This window comes from Actinospineispora eucalypti (genome assembly GCF_039543365.1).
Taxonomy (GTDB): Bacteria; Actinomycetota; Actinomycetes; order Mycobacteriales; family Pseudonocardiaceae; genus Pseudonocardia; species Pseudonocardia eucalypti.
Genome location: NZ_BAABJP010000039.1, coordinates 1 through 18,317 on the forward strand (window position 1 = coordinate 1; position 18,317 = coordinate 18,317).

Consider the following 18,317-nt stretch of genomic DNA (forward strand, 5'->3'; position numbering starts at 1 on the left):
CCGGCCGGCCTGCCCATCGCCACCTCCAAGATCGAAGTGTTGCGACGACCGGTTGAATTCGCCCTTGATGCCCTGGTCGAAGTGCTGGCGACAGTGTTAGTCGTGTCGAGCGGTGGGCATCGGCTCGGCACGCTGCGTGGTCTTAGGGTGTCTGTTGGGTCTGGCCATGATGGAGGAGGAAGTTGGATGGGTGGTCCTCTCGGCTCTGCGCGGGCAATCACCAAGATCCCTGTGCGGGACTTGGAGCGGGCACGGCGGTTCTACCGTGATCGTCTCGGGCTTGATCCGGTCGAGGAACGTGCTGGCGGGTTGCGTTACGTGTGCGGGACGACGGAGTTTCATTTGTTCCGCTCGTCCGGGACGGCTTCGGGCGCATCAACGCAGATCGGGTTCGAGGTGGACGACATCGATGCGGTCGTGGCCGAGCTGCGTGCACGCGGGGTGCGGTTCGAGGCGTTCGACATCTCCGGTTTCGAGGTCGAGCACGACATCGTGACCGTGCCCAACAACTATCCCAGCAAGGGCAGCGGGGAACGTGGCGCGTTCTTCCGAGACAGTGAGGGCAACCTCCTGGCGCTTGGACAGGCAATCGAGTAACCGGGGGCGGCCTGGTCTGACGGCGCGCGAGCGCCGATGTGGGGCGTGGGGGATGCTGGAATGAGCCGGGACAACCGGGGCCTGGTCACGGTGGCCCTGTTCCATTCGATGTTCGGTCTTCGACTGGTCGAGCTGGCTGCGGCCGAGGATCTGCGCGCCGCCGGCCACAGAGTGGTCAGTCCGGATCTGTTCGCTGGCGCGGTCGCGGCCGAGCACGGTTCGATCCCGACACTCGATGACGGGTTTGCGCTCATGGAGCGGATCGGCTGGGAGACGATCACGGCGCGGGCCCGGGCCGCTATCCATGACTTACCCGCCGACACCGTCCTGGGCGGCTTCTCGATGGGGGCGGGCGTCGTGGGCAGCCTGTGGCCCGACCGACTTTCCGCGGCCGCTGTGTTTCTCCTGCACGCGACCGCGCCAGTGCCCGAAGGCGTTCCCGCCGGCATACCCGTCCAAGTACACGTCGCCGGGGGCGACCGGTTCGCCCCGCCGCACGAACTGGCCGTCTTCCGCGCCAGCGCGGGCCGCGCCGGTGCCGACGCATCGGTGCACATCTATCCGGACGTCGGGCACTTCTATAGCGACCCCGCGCTGCCCGATCACGACGCCATTGCCACCGAAGGCACCTGGCGGCACGTGCACACGATGCTGGAGAACCTACGTTGATCGCCCCGTCGCCGATCCAGTGAGTTGGACCGGGACGGGTGTGCTCCCGCGCCCGGCAGACAGCACCGACGCATCCGCTGGGCTGAGCCGGCGAGGCTGCTCGCCCGTTGTAGGACTGTTACGACCGCGTTCGCGTTGTCCGCGCCGATCGTTTTGGGTCACTCCCCGGTGGACGATTCCTCGAGCCAGTTGGTCGGAAGCGATGCGACTGCTCTCGTTTGAGCTTGGGTGAGCTGACTTCGCAGGAGCCCACGTGTGTTTGCGAGGTCGGCGTCCGTGAGGTCGGCGCCGGTGAGGTCGGCGCGGGTGAGGTCGGCGTTGGTGAAGTGCGCACCCATGAGCAGGGCGCCGGTGAGCTTGGCGTCGGTGAGGTTGACGCCGGTGAGGTTGGCGAGGGAAAGGCCGGCGTCCTTGAGGTAGGCGTAGGTGAGATTGGCGTACCAGAGTTGGGCACCGGAGAGGTGGGCGCCGGTGAGTCGGGCGCCGGTGAAGTCGGCCCGGGTGAGGTCAGCCCGAGTGAGGTCGGCGCCGGTGAGGTCGGCCTTGGTGAGCTTGGCGCCGGTGAGGTCGGCCTTGGTGAGGTCGGCCTTGGTGAGGGTGGCGCCGGTGAGGTTGGCGTCAGTCAGGCGCGTGTCGACGAGGCGGGCACTGGCGAGGATCGCATCGGTGAGGTCGGCGCTCGTGAGGTCGACACGGGCGAGCTGGGCGTTGTCGAGGTGGGCGCCGGTGAGGATGGCGCCGTCGAGGCGGGCGTCGTCGAGGTGGGCGCCAGTGAGGCGGGCGTCAGCGAGGCGGACGTGGGCGAGTTCGCTGGCGGTCAGGTCGGCATGAGGTTTTAGCGCCGGAGTGAGGTTCACGTTCCGAGCGGCAGCGCCAAGGTCGGCACGATCGACGCCCTCGCGCCGGGGAAGACGCGACAGGACCGACAGAGCGGCCAGCACATCCATAGACAGTTCCAGTGGGGGTATTTGCGGAGCCTCAGGCGTCGACGAATCGGTCACCGACCGGGTGGGGGTGCCTAGCTGCGCGATGCTGTGGCGGAAGAACGCTGAGAGGACCTCTCCGACCGTGGCTTGGTCGCCTGGTCGGTCGGTGTCGACGGCGATCTGTTCAAGGGCATAGATGCCGCCGAGGCGGATGGCGATGGATTCGGAGTTGCCGAGCTGTTCGATTGCCCTGGTGTAGCGGTCGGTGAGGTGCCCACGCTGCTGGATTCGGAAGGTCTGGTTGGTGATCGCGAGCGTATGCGCGGCAGTGCGTGAGTTCCGGTAATTGATCGCAATGGTGACAAGTGCGCCAAGCCCGGCCAGGGCAGCGAGGACGCTGGCGCGGGTGGTCACGATCGCCTGCGATCTAGCCGACTCCGCGGCGGCGAGCAGGGTCACGTCCTTGGCGGTGCTGGCCGGGTAGAGGTCGGGCACCTTGACCCACGCAAGCACTGCCAAGCCAAGGACCAGCGCGACCGCAAGTACAGCCAGCCTGATTAGGCGGCGGGTGTCGCTCCCGCCACCGGTAACCGCAGCCTCATCTGTCACGTCATGTTCGTCGCTACCGGTGATCGCGTCATTACGACATCAGCGGGGCACCTCACTCATGCCGTCCGAAACTGATGGCGCTTGCAGACAAGGGTCGAGCTGGAGCGTCGAGGCAGCAAGCAGCCGCAGAAGTCCGGCAAGGCGGCTGCTCGGCCGGGACGATCCAGCCATATCCCGGCGCCCAAGCGCTTTGAGAACAGAACCCACAAGCTGACGACGCTCCGGCCAGGTCCGCCCGACGTAGGCAATTCAAGCGTCGCGGGAGGCTCTTTGAGCAGGTGGCTTGCGGGCTGGTGATCCTTTTCGTAACGAGTAACCGGCACACTTGTAGTTGCCCTGCACTGTGAGTCGCTAACAAAGCCTCTTGACAGCGAGTCGGGGATCTGGGAACGCCGAGTCGGGGATCCGGGAACGGCGAGTCGGGGATGTGGGTGCGGCGGCCGGCATCTACCTGACCGGGCTCCGATCACGGCGCCGGCCCGGGGGACGCAGATCTCGGTGCACGCCGGCGGCGGCCGTACATCCAGGCACGGCCGGTCGGTCCGTACCTGGATCCCCGACTCGCCGTACCCACATCTCCGACTCGCCGTACCCAGATCCCCGACTCGCGGAGCGGAGGGGTTAGGGGCTGCCGGGGAAGGGGGGGATGGGTGGGGCGTTGTCGAGGGTGCCGGACCAGCGGGCGCCCCGGACGGCGGCGTCGATCAGGCCCTCCAGGGCGGTGCGGCGCATGCTGGGGTCGTCGCACCGCTCGAGCACGTACCGCCAGGCGGCCGCGGCGTCACCCTCGGCGAGCACGGCCAGCTGCGCGGCGGCCTTCTGGTCCTCCACCGGCTCGGGCAGGCGGTAGGCGGGCTCGGCGGGTTCCGGCGCCACGCCGGAGTCGGTGAGCACCCGCATGGTGTTGTCCCGCCTGGCCCGGTGCGCCGCGAGATCCTCTCTGGCCCGCTTGTCCAGGTTGGCCGGCAGGAACGCGGAGATCAGCCCGTAGCACCAGACGGCGGCGTGCTCGGTGCCCAGCGCGATCTGCACCGCCGCCGTGGTGTCCGGGTTGGGTTTCGGCTGGTCGGACGCCGGCACCGGGTTGCTGGGAGGCCGGGGCCGGTCGGTCGCCTCGGCACCCGGCACCGGAGCGGGCGCGGGTTCGGCGGACGGCTCCGCCGACGCCGACTCCGACGCTGAAGGGCGCAGTGACAGCGACGGCGACGACGACCGGGAGCTGGACCGGGACGGCCGGCTGGACCGGGAGGCGCTGGACGACCGGGGCGAGGAGGACGTGTCGTCGGCGTCGGGGGTCGGGGTCGGCGAGGTCACGCGGCAAGCACCGCCGAGTGGGCCGCGCAGTTGGCCGCGATCGAGCCGACCAGCCCGGCGCGCGCCCGGGGCAGCGTGGGCACCAGGTTCGCCGCCTGCTCGCGGGCCTGGTCCAGAGTGGCGCGGACCAGCCGGATGACGGTCTCGACTTCCCGCTTCGGGGCGGGCGGTTGCGGCTTGGGCGAGGGCGGGGTGGTCTCGCCCAGCTCCACGCCGAGCGCCTGGGCATGCTGCCGGCGGGCCTCCACGATCGGGTCCAGCTTGGGCGCCAGCTTCTCCCGCACCTCGGGGTCGGCGAGCAGCGCCTCGTACGCCTCCACCTCGGCGCGCGCCTGGCGGAGCAGCAGGTTCAGCGGGTCCTCGTCGCCCTTGCCGCAGCCGGCGAGCAGGCCGGCGAGCGGGGCGGCCACGGTCGTGGCGGCCAACGCGAGCAGCACCGGGCGGCGGCGCGGCCGGGTCGGTACCGGTGCCGGCCCGGAGGGAGCGGGATCTGGGACAACCACGTCGAGTGATACTGCCAGGCGCATCCGGAGCGGGTTCCCATCCGGGTCTGTCCCGCCCGGCGGGCGCGAGTTGTGGCGGGTGTCCGCCGGGCCGCGCGATACCCTGCCCAAATGGCCCTTCCCCAACCCGAGCGGCTGCGCGGTGAGCTGCGCCCGCTGGTCGAGCGCGCGGTGTCCTCGGTCGGATTCGACCTGGAGGACATCGAGGTGCGCCAGGCCGGGCGGCGACGCCTGGTCCGGGTGGTGGTGGATGCCGATACCGGGGTCGGGTTGGACGACATCGCCGTCCTGTCCCGGCGGATCTCCGCCGAGCTGGACCAGCACGACGCCGTGCTCGGCGGGCCGTACACGTTGGAGGTCACCTCCCCGGGGGTGGACCGGCCGCTCACCCTGCCCCGGCACTGGCGGCGGTCGAAGCTGCGCCTGGTCGAGGTGGCGCTGAACGACGCGGCCGGGTTCACCGGGCGGGTCGGTCCGGCCGGTGACGATACGGTGTTGATGTTGGTTGACGGGCGGATGCGAGAGCTTCGCTACGCCGACGTGAAGCGCGCCTCGGTGGTGGTGGAGTTCCGGCACCCCCCGGAGTACGAGCTGCGCGCGCTGGCCGAGGCGGAGGAAGCCAAGGCCGACCGGGATGACCTTGGGGAAGTTGCGGAGGAACACAAGTGAACGTCGACATCGCCGCCCTGCGCGCGATCGAGCGCGACAAGGACATCCCCTTCGACACGGTGATCGAGGCCATCGAGACCGCGTTGCTGACCGCCTACAAACACACCGAGGGCCACCAGGCGCAGGCCCGCATCGACATCGACCGGAAGACCGGCGTGGTCCGGGTGATGGCCCAGGAGCTGGCCGATGACGGCCAACTGGTGCAGGAGTGGGACGACACCCCGGAGGGCTTCGGTCGGATCGCCGCCACCACCGCCCGCCAGGTCATCCTGCAGCGGCTGCGGGACGCCGAGCACGAGCGCACCTACGGCGAGTTCTCCACCAAGGAGGGCGAGATCGTGGCCGGCGTGGTGCAGCGGGACGTGCGGGCCAACGCGCGCGGAGTGGTGGTGGTGCAGCTGGGCGGCTCCACCGAGGGTGTGATCCCGGCCGCCGAACAGGTGCCGGGGGAGCGCTACGAGCACGGCGAGCGGATCCGCTGCTACGTGGTCGGCGTGTCCCGGGGCGGCCGGGGTACCCAGATCACCCTGTCCCGGACCCACCCGAACCTGGTGCGCAAGCTGTTCGCGCTCGAGGTCCCCGAGCTGGTGGACGGCTCGGTGGAGATCTGCGCGGTGGCCCGGGAGGCCGGCCACCGGTCCAAGATCGCGGTGAAGGCCACGGTTCCCTCGGTGAACGCCAAGGGCGCGTGCATCGGGCCGATGGGTCAGCGGGTGCGCAACGTGATGAGCGAGCTGGCCGGCGAGAAGATCGACATCGTGGACTGGTCGGACGAGCCGGGCGAGTTCGTCGGGAACGCGCTGTCCCCGGCGAAGGTCGTGTCGGTGACGGTCCTGGACGAACGGGCGAAGACGGCCCGGGTCGTGGTTCCCGACTTCCAGCTCTCCCTGGCCATCGGCAAGGAGGGGCAGAACGCCCGCCTGGCGGCCCGTCTGACCGGCTGGCGGATCGACATCCGCAGTGACGCGGCCCCGCCGGCCGCCGAGCAGGGGGCTCCGAGCGCATCAGGTTCGCCGGCCGGACACGCCGGTGACCCGATCGCTTAGCGCACGCGCTACACTTTTGGTGGCCAAGCACCGCGATATTGCTCCCGCAGGCGAGTCATCCGACCGGGCCTCCGCAATGGGCCCGGTCCGCACTTGTGTGGGATGCCGTAACCGGTCCTCGGCCACCGAGTTGTTGCGTGTCGTCGAGGAGGCCGGGGTGCTGGTCCCGGACCCGAGGCGGCGGCTTCCTGGTCGAGGTGCCTGGTTGCACCCCGATCCGGAGTGCCTGCGTCGCGCGGAGCGACGGGGGGCGTTTCCGAGGGCGTTGCGCGTCCGAGGTCCGCTCGCCGCCGACGCCGTGTGGCGCCACCTTCAGCTCAACCCGAAGTGCGAGACCGTCTCGCACCTGGATCACGAGAGTCAGGTCGACCCGTCATGAGCCAGCTGTGAAGATCGCACCATGAATGTGCTGCGACAGTAGGACGAGGTCGAGCGGGTAGCTGCCGCCCGGCCTCCGATCAAGAGGAGAGCAGTGGCAGGCAAGGCCCGCGTGCACGAGCTCGCGAAGGAGCTCGGAGTTACCAGTAAGCAAGTTCTCAGCAAGCTGCAGGATCTCGGCGAGTACGTGAAGTCGCCGTCCTCGACGGTGGAAGCCCCGGTCGCCCGCAAGTTGCGTGACGCGATGGCCGGCGGTTCCGGTGGCGGGGATGGCCGGCCGTCCGGCCGAGGTCGCCGTCCCGGCGGTTCCGGTCGCCCCGGCCCCGGCGCGCGTCCGGGTCCGCCGGCCGCCGCCCCGGGCGCTCCGGCGCCTTCGGGGCAGCCGGCCCGCCCGGCCGCGCCCGCCGCGTCGGCTCCGTCCTCGGTGCCGTCGGCGCCGGCGGCGTCCTCTTCGGACGCTCCCGCCCGGCCCCAGCAGCCCCGTCCGTCCGGACCGCGTCCGGGCCCTCGCCCGCCCGCGCCGGCTCGCCCGGAGACCCCGGCACCGGCGGCTCCGGCGGACGCGTCCCGGCCGGGTCCGATGCCCGGCCCGCCGCCGGCGCCCAAGCCGCAGGCCCGCCCGGAACCGCAGGCCCCGGCCCGCCCGGCCGAGCAGCCGCCGCAACCGCAGCAGCCGGCCGCCGCCAGCGCGGATCCCGCCGTGGTTCCCCCGCGTCGGCAGTCGCCCAAACCCGGCCCCCGCGCGCCCAGGGTCGGCAACAACCCGTTCGGTGTCGGTTCCGGCGCTCCCGCGCCTCGGCCGCAGGCAGCACGTCCCGCCCCGCCCAACCAGCAGGGTGGCCAGCAGGCCCCGTCCCGTCCGGGTGGCGGCGGCGCGCCGCGCCCGCAGGGCGGCCCCCGTCCCGGCGGCCCGGCTCCCTCGGGCGGCCCCCGGCCCAACCCGGGCATGATGCCGCCCCGGCCCAACCCGGGCATGATGCCCGGCCGTCCGGCCGGTGGCGGTCGCGGCGGCCCTGGTGGCGGCCCCGGTGGGGGTCGTGGTGGCCCCGGTGGCGGTCGTCCCGGTGGCGGCGGCGGTCGCGGCGGCCCTGGTGGCGGCGGTCGTCCCGGTGGCGGCGGCGGTGGCTTCCGCGGCGGTCCCGGTGGTGGCGGTCCGGGTGGCGGCGGTGGCGCCGGCGCACCGGCCGGTGGTGGCTTCCGGGGTGGCGGCGGTGGCGGTCGTCCCGGTGGTGGCGGCGGCCGTGGTCGCGGCGGTGCCGCGGGTGCGTTCGGCCGTCCCGGTGGGCCGGCCCGCAAGGGCCGCAAGTCGAAGCGGCAGAAGCGCCAGGAGTACGACGCCATGCAGGCGCCGTCGGTCGGCGGTGTGCGGCTGCCCAAGGGCAAGGGCGAGACCATTCGCCTGCCCCGGGGTGCCTCGCTGACCGACTTCGCGGACAAGATCAACGCGAACCCGGCGTCGCTGGTGCAGGTGCTCTTCCACCTCGGAGAGATGGTCACTGCGACCCAGTCGGTGGCCGACGAGGTGCTCGAGCTGCTGGGCACCGAGATGAACTACGTCGTGCAGGTGGTCTCTCCGGAGGAGGAGGACCGCGAGCTGCTCGACTCGTTCGACATCTCGTTCGGTGAGGACACCGGCGACGAGGACGACCTCGAGGTCCGCCCGCCGGTGGTGACCGTGATGGGTCACGTCGACCACGGTAAGACCCGCCTGTTGGACACCATCCGGAAGTCCAACGTGATCGCCACCGAGGCCGGCGGCATCACCCAGCACATCGGCGCCTACCAGGTGGCCACCGAGCTGGAGGGCCTGGAACGGCTGATCACCTTCATCGACACCCCGGGTCACGAGGCGTTCACCGCCATGCGGGCGCGGGGTGCGAAGTCCACCGACATCGCGGTGATCGTGGTGGCGGCGGACGACGGCGTGATGCCCCAGACGGTGGAGGCGATCAACCACGCCCAGGCGGCCGAGGTGCCGATCGTGGTCGCGGTGAACAAGATCGACAAGGAGGGGGCCAACCCCGCCAAGATCCGCCAGCAGCTGACCGAGTACAACCTGGTCGCCGAGGAGTACGGCGGCGACACGATGTTCGTGGACGTCTCCGCCCGGGAGAACATCAACATCGAGCAGCTCCTCGAGGCCATCCTGCTCACCGCGGACGCGGCGCTGGACCTGCGGGCCAACCCGAACATGGAGGCCCAGGGTGTGGCCATCGAGGCGCACCTGGACCGGGGCCGAGGCCCGGTGGCGACCGTGCTGGTTCAGCGCGGCACGCTGCGGGTCGGTGACTCGGTCGTGGCCGGAGATGCCTCCGGCCGGGTGCGGCGCATGCTGGACGAGTACGGCGAGGACGTCGAAGAGGCGTACCCGTCGCGCCCGGTCCAGGTCATCGGCTTCACCTCGGTGCCCGGCGCCGGCGACACCTTCCTGGTGGTCGACGAGGACCGGGTGGCCCGGCAGATCGCCGACCGGCGGCGCGCCCGCGAGCGCAACGCCGAGCTGGCGCAGCGCCGCAAGCGGGTCAGCCTGGAGGACCTGGACGCCGCGCTGAAGGAGACCGACACCCTCAACCTGATCATCAAGGGTGACAACTCGGGTACCGTCGAGGCCCTCGAGGACGCACTGCTGAAGATCGAGGTCGGGGACGACGTCGCGCTGCGGGTCACGCACCGGGGCGTCGGTGGTATCACCGAGAGCGACGTCAACCTGGCCATCGCGTCGGACGCCATCGTCCTGGGCTTCAACGTCCGGGCCGAGGGCAAGGCCACCGAGATGGCCAACCGCGAGGGCGTGGAGATCCGCTACTACTCGGTGATCTACCAGGCCATCGACGAGATCGAGGCCGCCCTGAAGGGCATGCTGAAGCCGGAGTACGAAGAGGTCGAGCTGGGCCGGGCGGAGATCCGCGAGGTCTTCCGTTCGTCCAAGGTCGGCACGATCGCCGGTTGCATGGTGCAGTCCGGGATCATCCGGCGCAACGCCCGGGCGCGGTTGCTGCGGGACAACGTGGTCGTCGTGGAGAACCAGCCGATCAGCTCGCTGCGCCGGTTCAAGGACGACGCGGTCGAGGTGCGGGATGGCTTCGAGTGTGGTCTCACCCTCGGGTCGTTCAACGACATCAAGGTCGGCGACATCATCGAGACCTTCGAGATGCGGGAGAAGCCGAGGGCGTAACCGGAAGCCGGGCGCGGGGTCGACTGCCTCGCGCCCGGCCGCCGGTCGCGGCACATCATGTACGTAGGGGCCTTGGAGCTCGACGTGTTGCTCGGTGACGTCGGCTCGCTGAAACAGAAGCGGTCGCTGGTGCGGCCGGTGCTCGCGGAGCTGCGTCGCCGGTACGAGGTGGCGGTGGCCGAAGCGGGCCACCTCGAGCTGCACCGACGGGCGCTGCTCGGGGTCAGCTGCGTGGCCGCCGACGCCGGCTACGTGACCGAGGTGTTGGATCAGTGCGAGCGGATGGTTGCCGCGCGCCCGGAGCTGGAGCTGCTCTCCGCCCGGCAGCGGATCATCGGCCCGCACGACGACTGAGGGAGGGCATCGTGGTGGACCACGCGAGGGCCAGCCGACTGGCCAAGCGAATCGCGCAGATCGTGGCATCCGCGCTGGAGCACGAGGTCAAGGACCCCCGACTGGCCATGGTGACGATCACCGACGCCCGGGTGACCGGTGACCTGCACGATGCCACCGTCTACTACACCGTGCTGGGCAACACGGTGGACGCCGAGCCGGACACCAAGGGCGCGGCGGCCGCACTGGCCAGCGCGACCGGGGTGCTGCGCTCGATGGTCGGCCAGCAGACCGGGGTTCGGTTCACCCCGACGTTGACCTTCGTCCCCGACACCGTGCCCGACACCGCCCGCGGCATGGACGAGCTCCTGGCCCGCGCGCGGGACGCGGACGCGCAGGTGGCGAGGTTGGCCGCCGGTGCCAAGCCCGCCGGCGACGCCGACCCGTACCGGGCTCCGAGGGAAGACGACGAGGAGTAGCCCCTCGCACCCAGCCGGCTCCGAACCGAACAGCCAATAACCGGTCGCGGGTGCGGCGAGCGAAAGGCACCCTGGGCGGGTGGTCGAACCCAAACGAGCGGATGCCGGGGCGCGTGAGGTGGTGAGGCTGGCGGCGCCGGCGCTGCTGGTGCTGGCGGCCGAGCCGCTGTACCTGCTGGTGGACACGGCGGTGGTGGGGCACCTGGGGGCGGTCCCGCTGGCCGGGTTGGCGGTGGGGGCGGTTCTGCTGGCGCAGACGGCCGCCCAGCTGACCTTTCTTTCCTACGGCACCACCGCCCGGGCCGCCCGGCTGTACGGCGCGGGCCGGCGCGCCGACGCGATCGTGGAGGGCGTGCAGTCCACCTGGCTGGCGCTGGGCATCGGGGTACTGCTGGTGCTGGTCGGGCAGCTGGTGGCCGGGCCGGTGGCGCGGGCGATCGGCGGCGGGCCGGGGCCGGTGGCCGACGCGGCGATCGCCTGGCTGCGGGTGGCGCTGTGCGGGGCTCCGCTGGTCCTGGTGACGCTGGCCGGCAACGGGTGGATGCGCGGGCTGCAGGACACCGCCCGGCCGTTGCGCTACGTGTTGGCCGGCAACGGGCTGTCCGCGGTGCTGTGTCCGCTGCTGGTGTACGGGCCGGGGCCGCTGCCGGCCTGGGGACTGGTCGGTTCGGCGGTGGCCAACGTGGCCGGGCAGGTGGTGGCCTCGGTGCTGTTCGGCGCCGCGCTGCTGCGCGAGCGGGTGCCGCTGGCGCCGGTGCCGGCGTTGCTGCGCGCGCAGCTGGGCATGGGGCGTGACCTGGTGCTGCGCAGCCTCGGTTTCCAGGCCTGCTTCCTCTCCGCCGCCGCCGTGGCCTCGCGGTTCGGCGCGCCGGCGGTGGCCGCGCACCAGGTGGTGCTGCAGCTGTGGAACTTCCAGGCCCTGGTGCTGGACTCGCTGGCGATCGCGGCGCAGTCGCTGGTCGGCGCGACGCTCGGAGCCGGCGGGGGAGATCGGGCCAGGGAACTGGCCCGGCGGGTCACCCGGTACGGCCTGGTGCTGGGCTGCTTCTTCGGCGTGCTGTTCGGCGCGCTGGCCTGGGTGCTGCCGCGAGTGTTCACCAACGACCCGGCGGTGCTGGCCGCCATACCGGTGCCGTGGTGGTTCTTCGTGCTGTTGCAGCCGATCGCCGGGGTGGTCTTCGCCCTGGACGGGGTGCTGCTGGGCGCCGGGGACGCCGGGTTCCTGCGCACCTGGACACTGCTCGCCGCCGGGCTGGGTTTCCTTCCGTTGATCTGGGCGTCACTGGCGTTTGGCTGGGGGCTCGCCGGCATCTGGACCGGCCTGGCTATGTTCATGCTGATCAGGCTGGCCAGCGTGGCGGCGCGGACCCACTCGGGCGCGTGGGCGGTACTCGGCGCGGTTCGGCACTGACAGAGACCCGAGAACCGGGGGGATCATGCCGTTGACCAGCCAACTCCGCCGGCTCGCATGGGGCGAGCGGGCGTGCAAGGTACTCGTCGAGGTGGCCGACCTCAGCCCGGCGGGTTGGCGGCGGCTGGCCGCCGACCCCGAGCTGCGCTGGCGCCGGCTGAGTGCGACCCGCCCGGCCGGTGGCACCGGGGCGGTGCGCCGGCGGCGGGGCCGGCTGGAACCCGCCGGGCGGACGCACACGGCCGCGCCGACCCCGGCGGTGCTGGAGGCCAGCGGAGTGGCCGGCGGTACGGCGGCGGTGGCCAAGCAGCGGCTGGCCGCGCACGCGCTGGCCCGATTACACGCGGCCGGCCTGGACGGTGAGGTGGTCGGCGCCGCGCTGGCCGAGCCCGAGGAGGGGTCGGCGGCGCCCTCCGACGCCGAGTCGGTGTGGCCGGCCTCGCACGGCGTACTGATCTTCGGGCCGGCCCGGCAGGAGGAGCTGGACCGCCGGTTCGCCCTGGCCGCCCAGGCCTGGTCGCTGAACGGCCGGGCCGCCCGCCCGCCGGTGCTGGACCCGCCCGGCGAGCGCCGCCGGCGCGCCCGGGTCGATCTGCTGGCCGGGCTGTGTGTGCTGCCGTTGTTGCTGATGCTGGTGGCCACGGTGGGTCCGTGGCTGAGCGACCGGGCGTGGGTGTTGCTGCTGGCTGCCGCCGCGCTGTGCGTCGTGGTGCCGGTGCTGGTGGTGCAGGCCCTGGCGAACCGCCGGCCGGGGCTGGCGCCGGTGCGCGGCCGGGCGCTGGGGTTGGCCGCCGCGCTGATCGTGCTGGTGCTGGTGGCCCGGGTGCTGGCGCACCTGCCGGTGCCGCCGCTGGCCGTGATGGTCGGCTCCGCCGTGTTGATCGCGCTGCTCACGCCGGTGGTGGCCCGGCTGGCCCCCACCGGGTCCACCCCGAGGGCGGCCTCGGTGTTGCTGGTGCTGGGCCTGGCCGTGCTGGCCGCGCCGGTCGGCGAGCTGTTGGACGGGGTGTACCTGGGCCGGTTGGGGCTGCGGGCCACCGACGTCTCGCTCACCTTCGCCCAGCGCTGGTGGTCCGGGGCGTTCTTCGGGGTGACCGCGTTGGCCGGACTGATGCTGATCGCCTCGGTGTGGGGCTGGGTGCGCCAGCTGGACGCGGTGGGCCGTCGCCGGGCCCGGCCGCCCGCCCCGCTGCTCGCGCTGTTCGGCCTGGTCTACGCGGCGGCGCTGTTGGCGCTGGCCAGCACGGTGGCCTGGCAGCGGGCCGGCACGGCCGCCGCCGACGCACTGCCCGGCGAGTGGGGCGGCATCAACCCGGCGTGGGTGTGCTGGTCACCGGTGTCGCCGCCGGGCGCGGTGGACGAGGTGGGCTTTGCCGGCCGGGCGTTGCCGCCGACCGGGCACGCGGTGGCCTGGCTGGGCACCTCGGACGACCGGTACTCCCTCTGGTCGGCGGAGACCGGCGGCGTCACCGTCACCGACCGGATCCGTCTGCGCCTGCGCGACCAACCCGGCCCTTGTTGAATCGTAACTTGATTCCGTAACATTGATCCGATTACCCTCGGACCATGACGGTCGACTACCGATTCGCCAACTCGATTGCCACCCTGACCATGGACGACGGCAAGGTGAACGCGCTGTCCACGGCCCGGTTCGCCGAGCTGAACCACGTGCTGGACCGGGCCGAGCGGCAGGCCGAGGCGGTGGTGCTCACCGGGCGTCCCGGCGTCTTCTCCGCCGGCTTCGACCTGCCCGTGCTCCGGGCCGGTGGGGTGGACGCCACCACCATGCTGCGCGCCGGGTTCGAGACCGCCGCCCGGCTGCTGGCCTTCCCGGTGCCGGTGGTGGTCGCGGGCACCGGCCACGCCATGGCGATGGGGCTGTTCCTGCTGCTCGGCGGGGACTACCGGATCGTGGCCGATGGCGACTACAAGCTGGCGGCGAACGAGGTGGCCATCGGGCTCACCATGCCGCGCACCGCCGTGGAGATCCTGCGGCTGCGGCTGAGCCCGGCCGCCTTCCAACGCGCCGTGGCGCTGTCCGAGACGTTCGGCCCCTACAACGCGGTGCTGGCCGGGCTGGCCGACCGGGTGGTGGCGGCCGAGGAGCTGTCGGCGGTCGCCCACGAGCTGGCCGGGCAGATGCGCGGGTTGGACCGCGAAGCGCATCTGGCCAGCAAGTTGCGGGCCAGGGCGGGCGCACTGGCCGCGATCCGCGAGGCGATCGAACGGGACACGGCCGAGCCGCTCCCGGTCCGCCGCTAGGCTCCACCCGGTGCCGAGGCCGAAACAGCGAACCCCCGAGCTGCGCGATCGCCTGCTGCGCGCCGCGATCGACACCCTGACCGACGGCGGGATCGCCGGGTTCACCACCCGGCGCGTGGCGGCCGGCGCGGAGACCTCGGTGCCGGCGGTCTACGAGCTTTTCGGGGACAAGGCCGGGCTGGCCAGGGAGATCTTCTTCGAAGGGTTCCGCCGGCTGGGCGGAATGTTGCGTGCGGTGCCCGACGGCGCCGACCCCCGGCACGACCTGGTGTGCACCATCGACGCGTTCCGCGAGTTCGTGCGGCACAACCCGGAGCTGGTCGAGGTGATGTTCGGGCGGCCGTTCGCCGACTTCGACCCCGGACGGGGCGAGCGGGCCGCCGGCGACGTGGTCCGGGAGACCCTCACCGGCCGCGTGCGCCGTTGCGTGGAGGCCGGTGAGCTGGACGGCGACCCGACCGACCTGGCGCACGTGCTGATCGCGGTCGCCCAGGGCCTGGCCCGGCAGGAGGTGGCCGGCTGGCTGGGGGTCACCGAGGTCGAGCGGGACCGGCGCTGGTCGCTGGCCTTCGAGCGGGTGCTGCGGGCGCCATAGTCAGCATGGCTGTCTAATTTCTCACTGGCTCCAGGTGAATGCACAGCTATGCTGTGTATATGACCGCCGCCGACCAGATGACCGACCTTGCGGCGCTGCACGCCGCCGACGAGCTGCGCAACAGCGTGATGCGGCTGACCCGGCGGCTGCGCTACGAACGCCCGCCGCACGGGGTGGGGCTGACCAAGATGGCCTTCCTCAGCCACCTGGACCGGGTCGGCCCGGCCACGACCAGCGAGCTGGCGGCGACCGAGGGCATTGCCCAGCAGTCCGCCGCGCGCGCGGTGAACGACCTGGTGGAGGCCGGCCTGGTGGGCCGGGAGCCGGATCCCCGGGACGGCCGGCAGGTGCTGCTGCACCTGCGCCCGGCCGGCCGCAAGCTGCTCGAGTCGGACCGGGCGCAGCGGAACGCCTGGCTGGCCTGGGCGATGACCGAGCGGCTCACCGACGTGGAGCGCGAGCTGCTCGGCCTCACCGGGAAGCTGCTGGACCGGCTCGCGGGAGCCGAATGACCACCGAGACGCCTCGCCGCGAGCGGACGCGGTTACCGCCGGCCTTCCTCACCGCCATCGCGCTGGGCACGCTGCTGCAGCCGCTGAACTCGTCGATGATCGCGGTCGCGCTGGTGTCCATCCGCGACGAGTTCGACGCCGGCTCCGCCGCGTCCTGGCTGCTCTCCGGCCTCTACATCACCACGGCGGTGGCCGCGCCGGCGATGGGCCGGCTGGCCGACCTGATCGGGCCGAGGCGGGTGTACCTGGCCGGGATGGCGCTGGTCGCCATCGCCAGCGCGGCCACCCCGTTCGTGCCCGGGCTGGGCTGGCTGGTGGCGATCCGGGTGCTGCTCGGCCTCGGCACGGCGGCGCAGTACCCGGCCGGCGTGGCGCTGATCCGGGCCGAGTCCGACCGCCGGGGCGCCCGCGCCGGCGGCGCGCTCGGCCTGCTCGCGGTGTGTGGCCAGGCCAGCGTGGCGGTCGGCCCCAGCCTGGGCGGGGTGCTGGTCGGCGCGTTCGGCTGGCAGGCGGTGTTCCTGGTGAACCTGCCGTTGGTGCTGGCCGGCAGCGTGCTGGCGCTGCGGGTGCTGCCGGCCTCGCCCGGCAGTGGTCGGGTCGGGTTGCTGAGGAGACTGGACCTGCCGGGCATGGCCACCTTCGCCGCCGCGATGACCGCGCTGATGGCCTTCCTGCTCTCGGTCACCGGCCGGCCCAACTGGTGGCTGCTGGCGGCCTTCCCGGTGCTCCTGGCCGCTTTCGTGGCCCTCGAGCTGCGCGCGGCGGAGCCGTTCCTGGACCTTCGCTCGCTGGCCGGCAACACCGCGCTCACCGGCACCTACCTGCGCGTGGGGCTCACCTACGTGGCCTTCTACCAGATCTTCTTCGGCCTGCCGCAGTGGTTGGAGCAGGGCCGGGGGCTGGACGTCGCGCTGACCGGGCTGGTCATGCTGCCGATGTCCGGGCTGGCCGCGCTGAACGTGGTGTACGCCGCCCGCCTGGAACGGCGCCGGGGGCCGCGTCCGCTGCTGATCATCGGCTCCACCGGTTTGCTGGCCGGCGGGCTGCTGCTCGCCTTCGTGCTCGGCGGGTCCGCCTCGTTGTGGCTGGTCTTCGCGGTGAGTGCGCTGCTCGGCCTGCCCAACGCGTTCAACAGCCTGGGCAACCAGGCCGAGATGTTCCACGCCGCCGACCCGGCGGCGATGGGGGCGGCGTCCGGGCTGTACCGGACCTCCCAGTACGTGGGCGCCAACCTGGCCGCCGCCCTGCTCGAGGTCGTGTTCGCCGGCCCGCCGGCCGACCCCGGCCTGCACCGCATGGGCCTGAGCATCGCCGCCATCGCGGTGGTTCTCCTGGCCGCCGCGCTGCTCGGCGGCCGCCGCCGCACCCGTACTCCCTAGCGGGATGATCCGCCGTGGCTGACCTCGACCATGGCGGCGTCCACCAGGCTCGGGTCGTCCAGCACCGCCTGGAATCGCTCGTCGTCGCGTTCGCCCTGGAGCTTGGCGATGACCATGGTGGCGACGCTGTTGCCGATGCAGTTGGTCAGGGCCCGGCCCTCGCTCATCACCCGGTCGATGCCGACGATCACCGCGATGCCGATGGCGATCGCCTCAGCGGTGAAGAACTCGCCGCCGAAGGCCTGCAGCGAGGCACTGAGCGTGATCAGGCCGGAGCCGGTGATCCCGGCCGCGCCCTTCGAGGTGATCAGCATCATCGCCACCAGGCCGAGCTGCGCGGGCAGCGGCAGGGTCTCGCCGCCGGCCTGGATGATGAACAGCGCGCCCAGGGTCAGGTAGATGCAGGTGCCGTCCAGGTTGAACGAGTAGCCGGTGGGGATCACCACGCCCACCGTCTGCCGGGACGCGCCGGCCGACTCCAGCTTGGCCAGCAGCCGGGGCAGCACGGTCTCCGAGGACGAGGTGCCCAGGATGATCAGCAGCTCGTCCTTGATCAGCCGGACGAACTTGAAGATGTTGAACCCGCTCCACGCGGCCAGCGCGCCGAGTATGCCGAACACGAAGATCGCGCAGGTCACCCAGAAGACGACCATCAGCATGCCCAGGTTGACCAGCGACCCGCCGCCGAACGCGGAGACGGTGTACGCCATGCCGCCGAACGCGCCGAACGGCGCCACCCACATGATGATCCGGATGATGCCGAAGACCACCTTGCTGGCGGTGTTCACCACGTCGACCACCCGGTCGCGCATGGCCGGGGCGAGCATCGACACGGCGCACGCGGTGACGATGGCCAGCACCAGCACCTGCAGGACCTTGTTGTCCACGAACGGGCCGACGAAGCTGTCCGGCAGCAGATCCTTGGTGAGGAAGTTGACCAGGCCGGAGCCCTCCGCCGGCGGCTTCATCTGGCTCTGTGCCTTGGCCAGGTCGGCCGCGCTGGGGTGGCCCGAGAAGCCGGCGCCGGGCTTGAGCAGGTTGCCCGCCAGCAGGCCCAGGATGAGCGAGACCGCCGTGGCGATCAGGAAGTAGATCAGCGCCCGGGCGGCCAGCCCGCCGGCGCGGGCCAGGTTGCCCAGCGAGGCGATGCCCACCACCACGGTGCAGAAGATCACCGGGCCGGTGATGATGTGGATGAGCTGGAGAAACACGTCCGCCATCCACTTGGTGTTCTTCGCCACGCCCGGCGCGACCAGGCCCAGCAGGATGCCGCCGGCGATGGCGACCAGGATCCAGAACCAGAGCTTCCCGTAGAACTTCCCTCGGTCCGGTGGGGGTGACCCGCCGTTTTCCCCTGGTGGCGGTGGCGCGGTCGACGTGGTCGAGGTGTCCTGCTCGCTCATCTACCCCTCCGAACTCCTATGTCCGGGGTCACACTAAGGACTGGTGCACCCATTCGC

18 protein-coding genes are annotated in these 18,317 nt (G+C 72.1%); 14 read left to right on the forward strand and 4 right to left on the reverse strand.

Features of this window, described 5'->3' with window-relative positions; all coding sequences use genetic code 11:
• A partial coding sequence (locus ABEB12_RS29825) for a VOC family protein (RefSeq protein ID WP_345703259.1) occupies positions 1–597 on the forward strand: 597 nt, incomplete at its 5' end.
• Between the two features lie 60 nt (positions 598–657).
• Positions 658–1,266: a dienelactone hydrolase family protein gene (locus ABEB12_RS29830; RefSeq protein ID WP_345703260.1), complete on the forward strand. Its 609-nt coding sequence runs from the start codon at positions 658–660 to the stop codon at positions 1,264–1,266.
• Positions 1,267–1,424: 158 nt separating this feature from the next.
• Here the strand turns inward: ABEB12_RS29830 and ABEB12_RS29835 are convergent, their stop codons facing one another.
• The 3 genes from ABEB12_RS29835 to ABEB12_RS29845 all read right to left on the reverse strand — a co-directional run bounded on the left by ABEB12_RS29835 (position 1,425) and on the right by ABEB12_RS29845 (position 4,618).
• Positions 1,425–2,687: a pentapeptide repeat-containing protein gene (locus ABEB12_RS29835; RefSeq protein ID WP_185065253.1), complete on the reverse strand. Its 1,263-nt coding sequence runs from the start codon at positions 2,685–2,687 to the stop codon at positions 1,425–1,427.
• A gap of 735 nt (positions 2,688–3,422) precedes the next feature.
• Entirely contained in the window at positions 3,423–4,115 is a 693-nt protein-coding gene (locus tag ABEB12_RS29840; RefSeq protein WP_345703261.1) for a ferritin-like domain-containing protein, read from the reverse strand.
• A complete protein-coding gene (locus ABEB12_RS29845) occupies positions 4,112–4,618 on the reverse strand; it encodes a hypothetical protein (protein ID WP_185065254.1) in 507 nt (168 codons plus the stop codon). The genes ABEB12_RS29840 and ABEB12_RS29845 overlap by 4 nt, the downstream gene beginning before the upstream one ends.
• Before the next feature lie 111 nt (positions 4,619–4,729).
• Here ABEB12_RS29845 and rimP point away from each other — a divergent pair, with 111 nt between their 5' ends.
• The 12 genes from rimP (at position 4,730) to ABEB12_RS29905 (ending at position 16,857) form a co-directional block, all read left to right on the forward strand.
• Entirely contained in the window at positions 4,730–5,287 is a 558-nt protein-coding gene (rimP, locus tag ABEB12_RS29850) for a ribosome maturation factor RimP (protein WP_185065255.1), read from the forward strand.
• Complete coding sequence (nusA, locus tag ABEB12_RS29855; RefSeq protein ID WP_185065256.1) at positions 5,284–6,333, forward strand: transcription termination factor NusA; 1,050 nt, start codon at positions 5,284–5,286, stop codon at positions 6,331–6,333. The genes rimP and nusA overlap by 4 nt, the downstream gene beginning before the upstream one ends.
• Positions 6,334–6,409: 76 nt before the next feature.
• A complete protein-coding gene (locus ABEB12_RS29860; protein ID WP_185066131.1) occupies positions 6,410–6,712 on the forward strand; it encodes a DUF448 domain-containing protein in 303 nt (100 codons plus the stop codon).
• Positions 6,713–6,805: 93 nt separating this feature from the next.
• Complete coding sequence (infB, locus tag ABEB12_RS29865) at positions 6,806–9,886, forward strand: translation initiation factor IF-2 (protein ID WP_185065257.1); 3,081 nt, start codon at positions 6,806–6,808, stop codon at positions 9,884–9,886.
• Positions 9,887–9,943: 57 nt separating this feature from the next.
• Positions 9,944–10,240, forward strand: coding sequence for a DUF503 family protein (locus ABEB12_RS29870; RefSeq protein WP_185065258.1), 297 nt, complete (start codon positions 9,944–9,946; stop codon positions 10,238–10,240).
• 11 nt (positions 10,241–10,251) lie between these two features.
• Positions 10,252–10,698 carry a 30S ribosome-binding factor RbfA gene (rbfA, locus tag ABEB12_RS29875; RefSeq protein ID WP_185065259.1) on the forward strand — a complete coding sequence of 149 codons (447 nt, stop codon included), beginning with the start codon at positions 10,252–10,254 and terminating at the stop codon, positions 10,696–10,698.
• 79 nt (positions 10,699–10,777) lie between these two features.
• On the forward strand, positions 10,778–12,109 hold the full coding sequence (locus tag ABEB12_RS29880; RefSeq protein WP_185065260.1) for an MATE family efflux transporter: 1,332 nt from the start codon (positions 10,778–10,780) through the stop codon (positions 12,107–12,109).
• Positions 12,110–12,140: 31 nt separating this feature from the next.
• Positions 12,141–13,631, forward strand: a complete 1,491-nt coding sequence (locus ABEB12_RS29885) for a hypothetical protein (protein ID WP_185065261.1) — start codon at positions 12,141–12,143, stop codon at positions 13,629–13,631.
• Between the two features lie 44 nt (positions 13,632–13,675).
• Positions 13,676–14,371, forward strand: coding sequence for a crotonase/enoyl-CoA hydratase family protein (locus ABEB12_RS29890; RefSeq protein WP_185065262.1), 696 nt, complete (start codon positions 13,676–13,678; stop codon positions 14,369–14,371).
• A 10-nt stretch (positions 14,372–14,381) separates the two neighbouring features.
• Positions 14,382–14,966 (forward strand): WHG domain-containing protein, encoded by a 585-nt coding sequence (locus tag ABEB12_RS29895; RefSeq protein WP_185065263.1) that lies wholly within the window; start codon positions 14,382–14,384, stop codon positions 14,964–14,966.
• A 59-nt stretch (positions 14,967–15,025) separates the two neighbouring features.
• On the forward strand, positions 15,026–15,478 hold the full coding sequence (locus tag ABEB12_RS29900; protein ID WP_221498759.1) for a MarR family transcriptional regulator: 453 nt from the start codon (positions 15,026–15,028) through the stop codon (positions 15,476–15,478).
• Positions 15,475–16,857, forward strand: coding sequence for an MFS transporter (locus ABEB12_RS29905; RefSeq protein WP_185065264.1), 1,383 nt, complete (start codon positions 15,475–15,477; stop codon positions 16,855–16,857). Before ABEB12_RS29900 ends, ABEB12_RS29905 begins: the two co-directional genes overlap by 4 nt.
• Here the strand turns inward: ABEB12_RS29905 and ABEB12_RS29910 are convergent.
• Complete coding sequence (locus ABEB12_RS29910) at positions 16,854–18,260, reverse strand: cation:dicarboxylate symporter family transporter (protein WP_185065265.1); 1,407 nt, start codon at positions 18,258–18,260, stop codon at positions 16,854–16,856. The two genes, ABEB12_RS29905 and ABEB12_RS29910, sit on opposite strands and share 4 nt — an antisense overlap.
• Positions 18,261–18,317: the final 57 nt, after the last annotated feature.

What these genes read in the sequence shown, in the direction of transcription:
- ABEB12_RS29830 (WP_345703260.1), top strand. Translation starts at nt 658, where the DNA reads ATGAGCCGGGACAACCGGGGCCTGGTCACGGTGGCCCTGTTCCATTCG.
- rimP (WP_185065255.1), top strand. Translation starts at nt 4,730, where the DNA reads ATGGCCCTTCCCCAACCCGAGCGGCTGCGCGGTGAGCTGCGCCCGCTG.
- ABEB12_RS29860 (WP_185066131.1), top strand. Translation starts at nt 6,410, where the DNA reads ATGGGCCCGGTCCGCACTTGTGTGGGATGCCGTAACCGGTCCTCGGCC.
- ABEB12_RS29870 (WP_185065258.1), top strand. Translation starts at nt 9,944, where the DNA reads ATGTACGTAGGGGCCTTGGAGCTCGACGTGTTGCTCGGTGACGTCGGC.
- ABEB12_RS29890 (WP_185065262.1), top strand. Translation starts at nt 13,676, where the DNA reads ATGACGGTCGACTACCGATTCGCCAACTCGATTGCCACCCTGACCATG.
- ABEB12_RS29900 (WP_221498759.1), top strand. Translation starts at nt 15,026, where the DNA reads ATGACCGCCGCCGACCAGATGACCGACCTTGCGGCGCTGCACGCCGCC.
- ABEB12_RS29905 (WP_185065264.1), top strand. Translation starts at nt 15,475, where the DNA reads ATGACCACCGAGACGCCTCGCCGCGAGCGGACGCGGTTACCGCCGGCC.
- ABEB12_RS29910 (WP_185065265.1), bottom strand. Translation starts at nt 18,260, where the DNA reads ATGAGCGAGCAGGACACCTCGACCACGTCGACCGCGCCACCGCCACCA.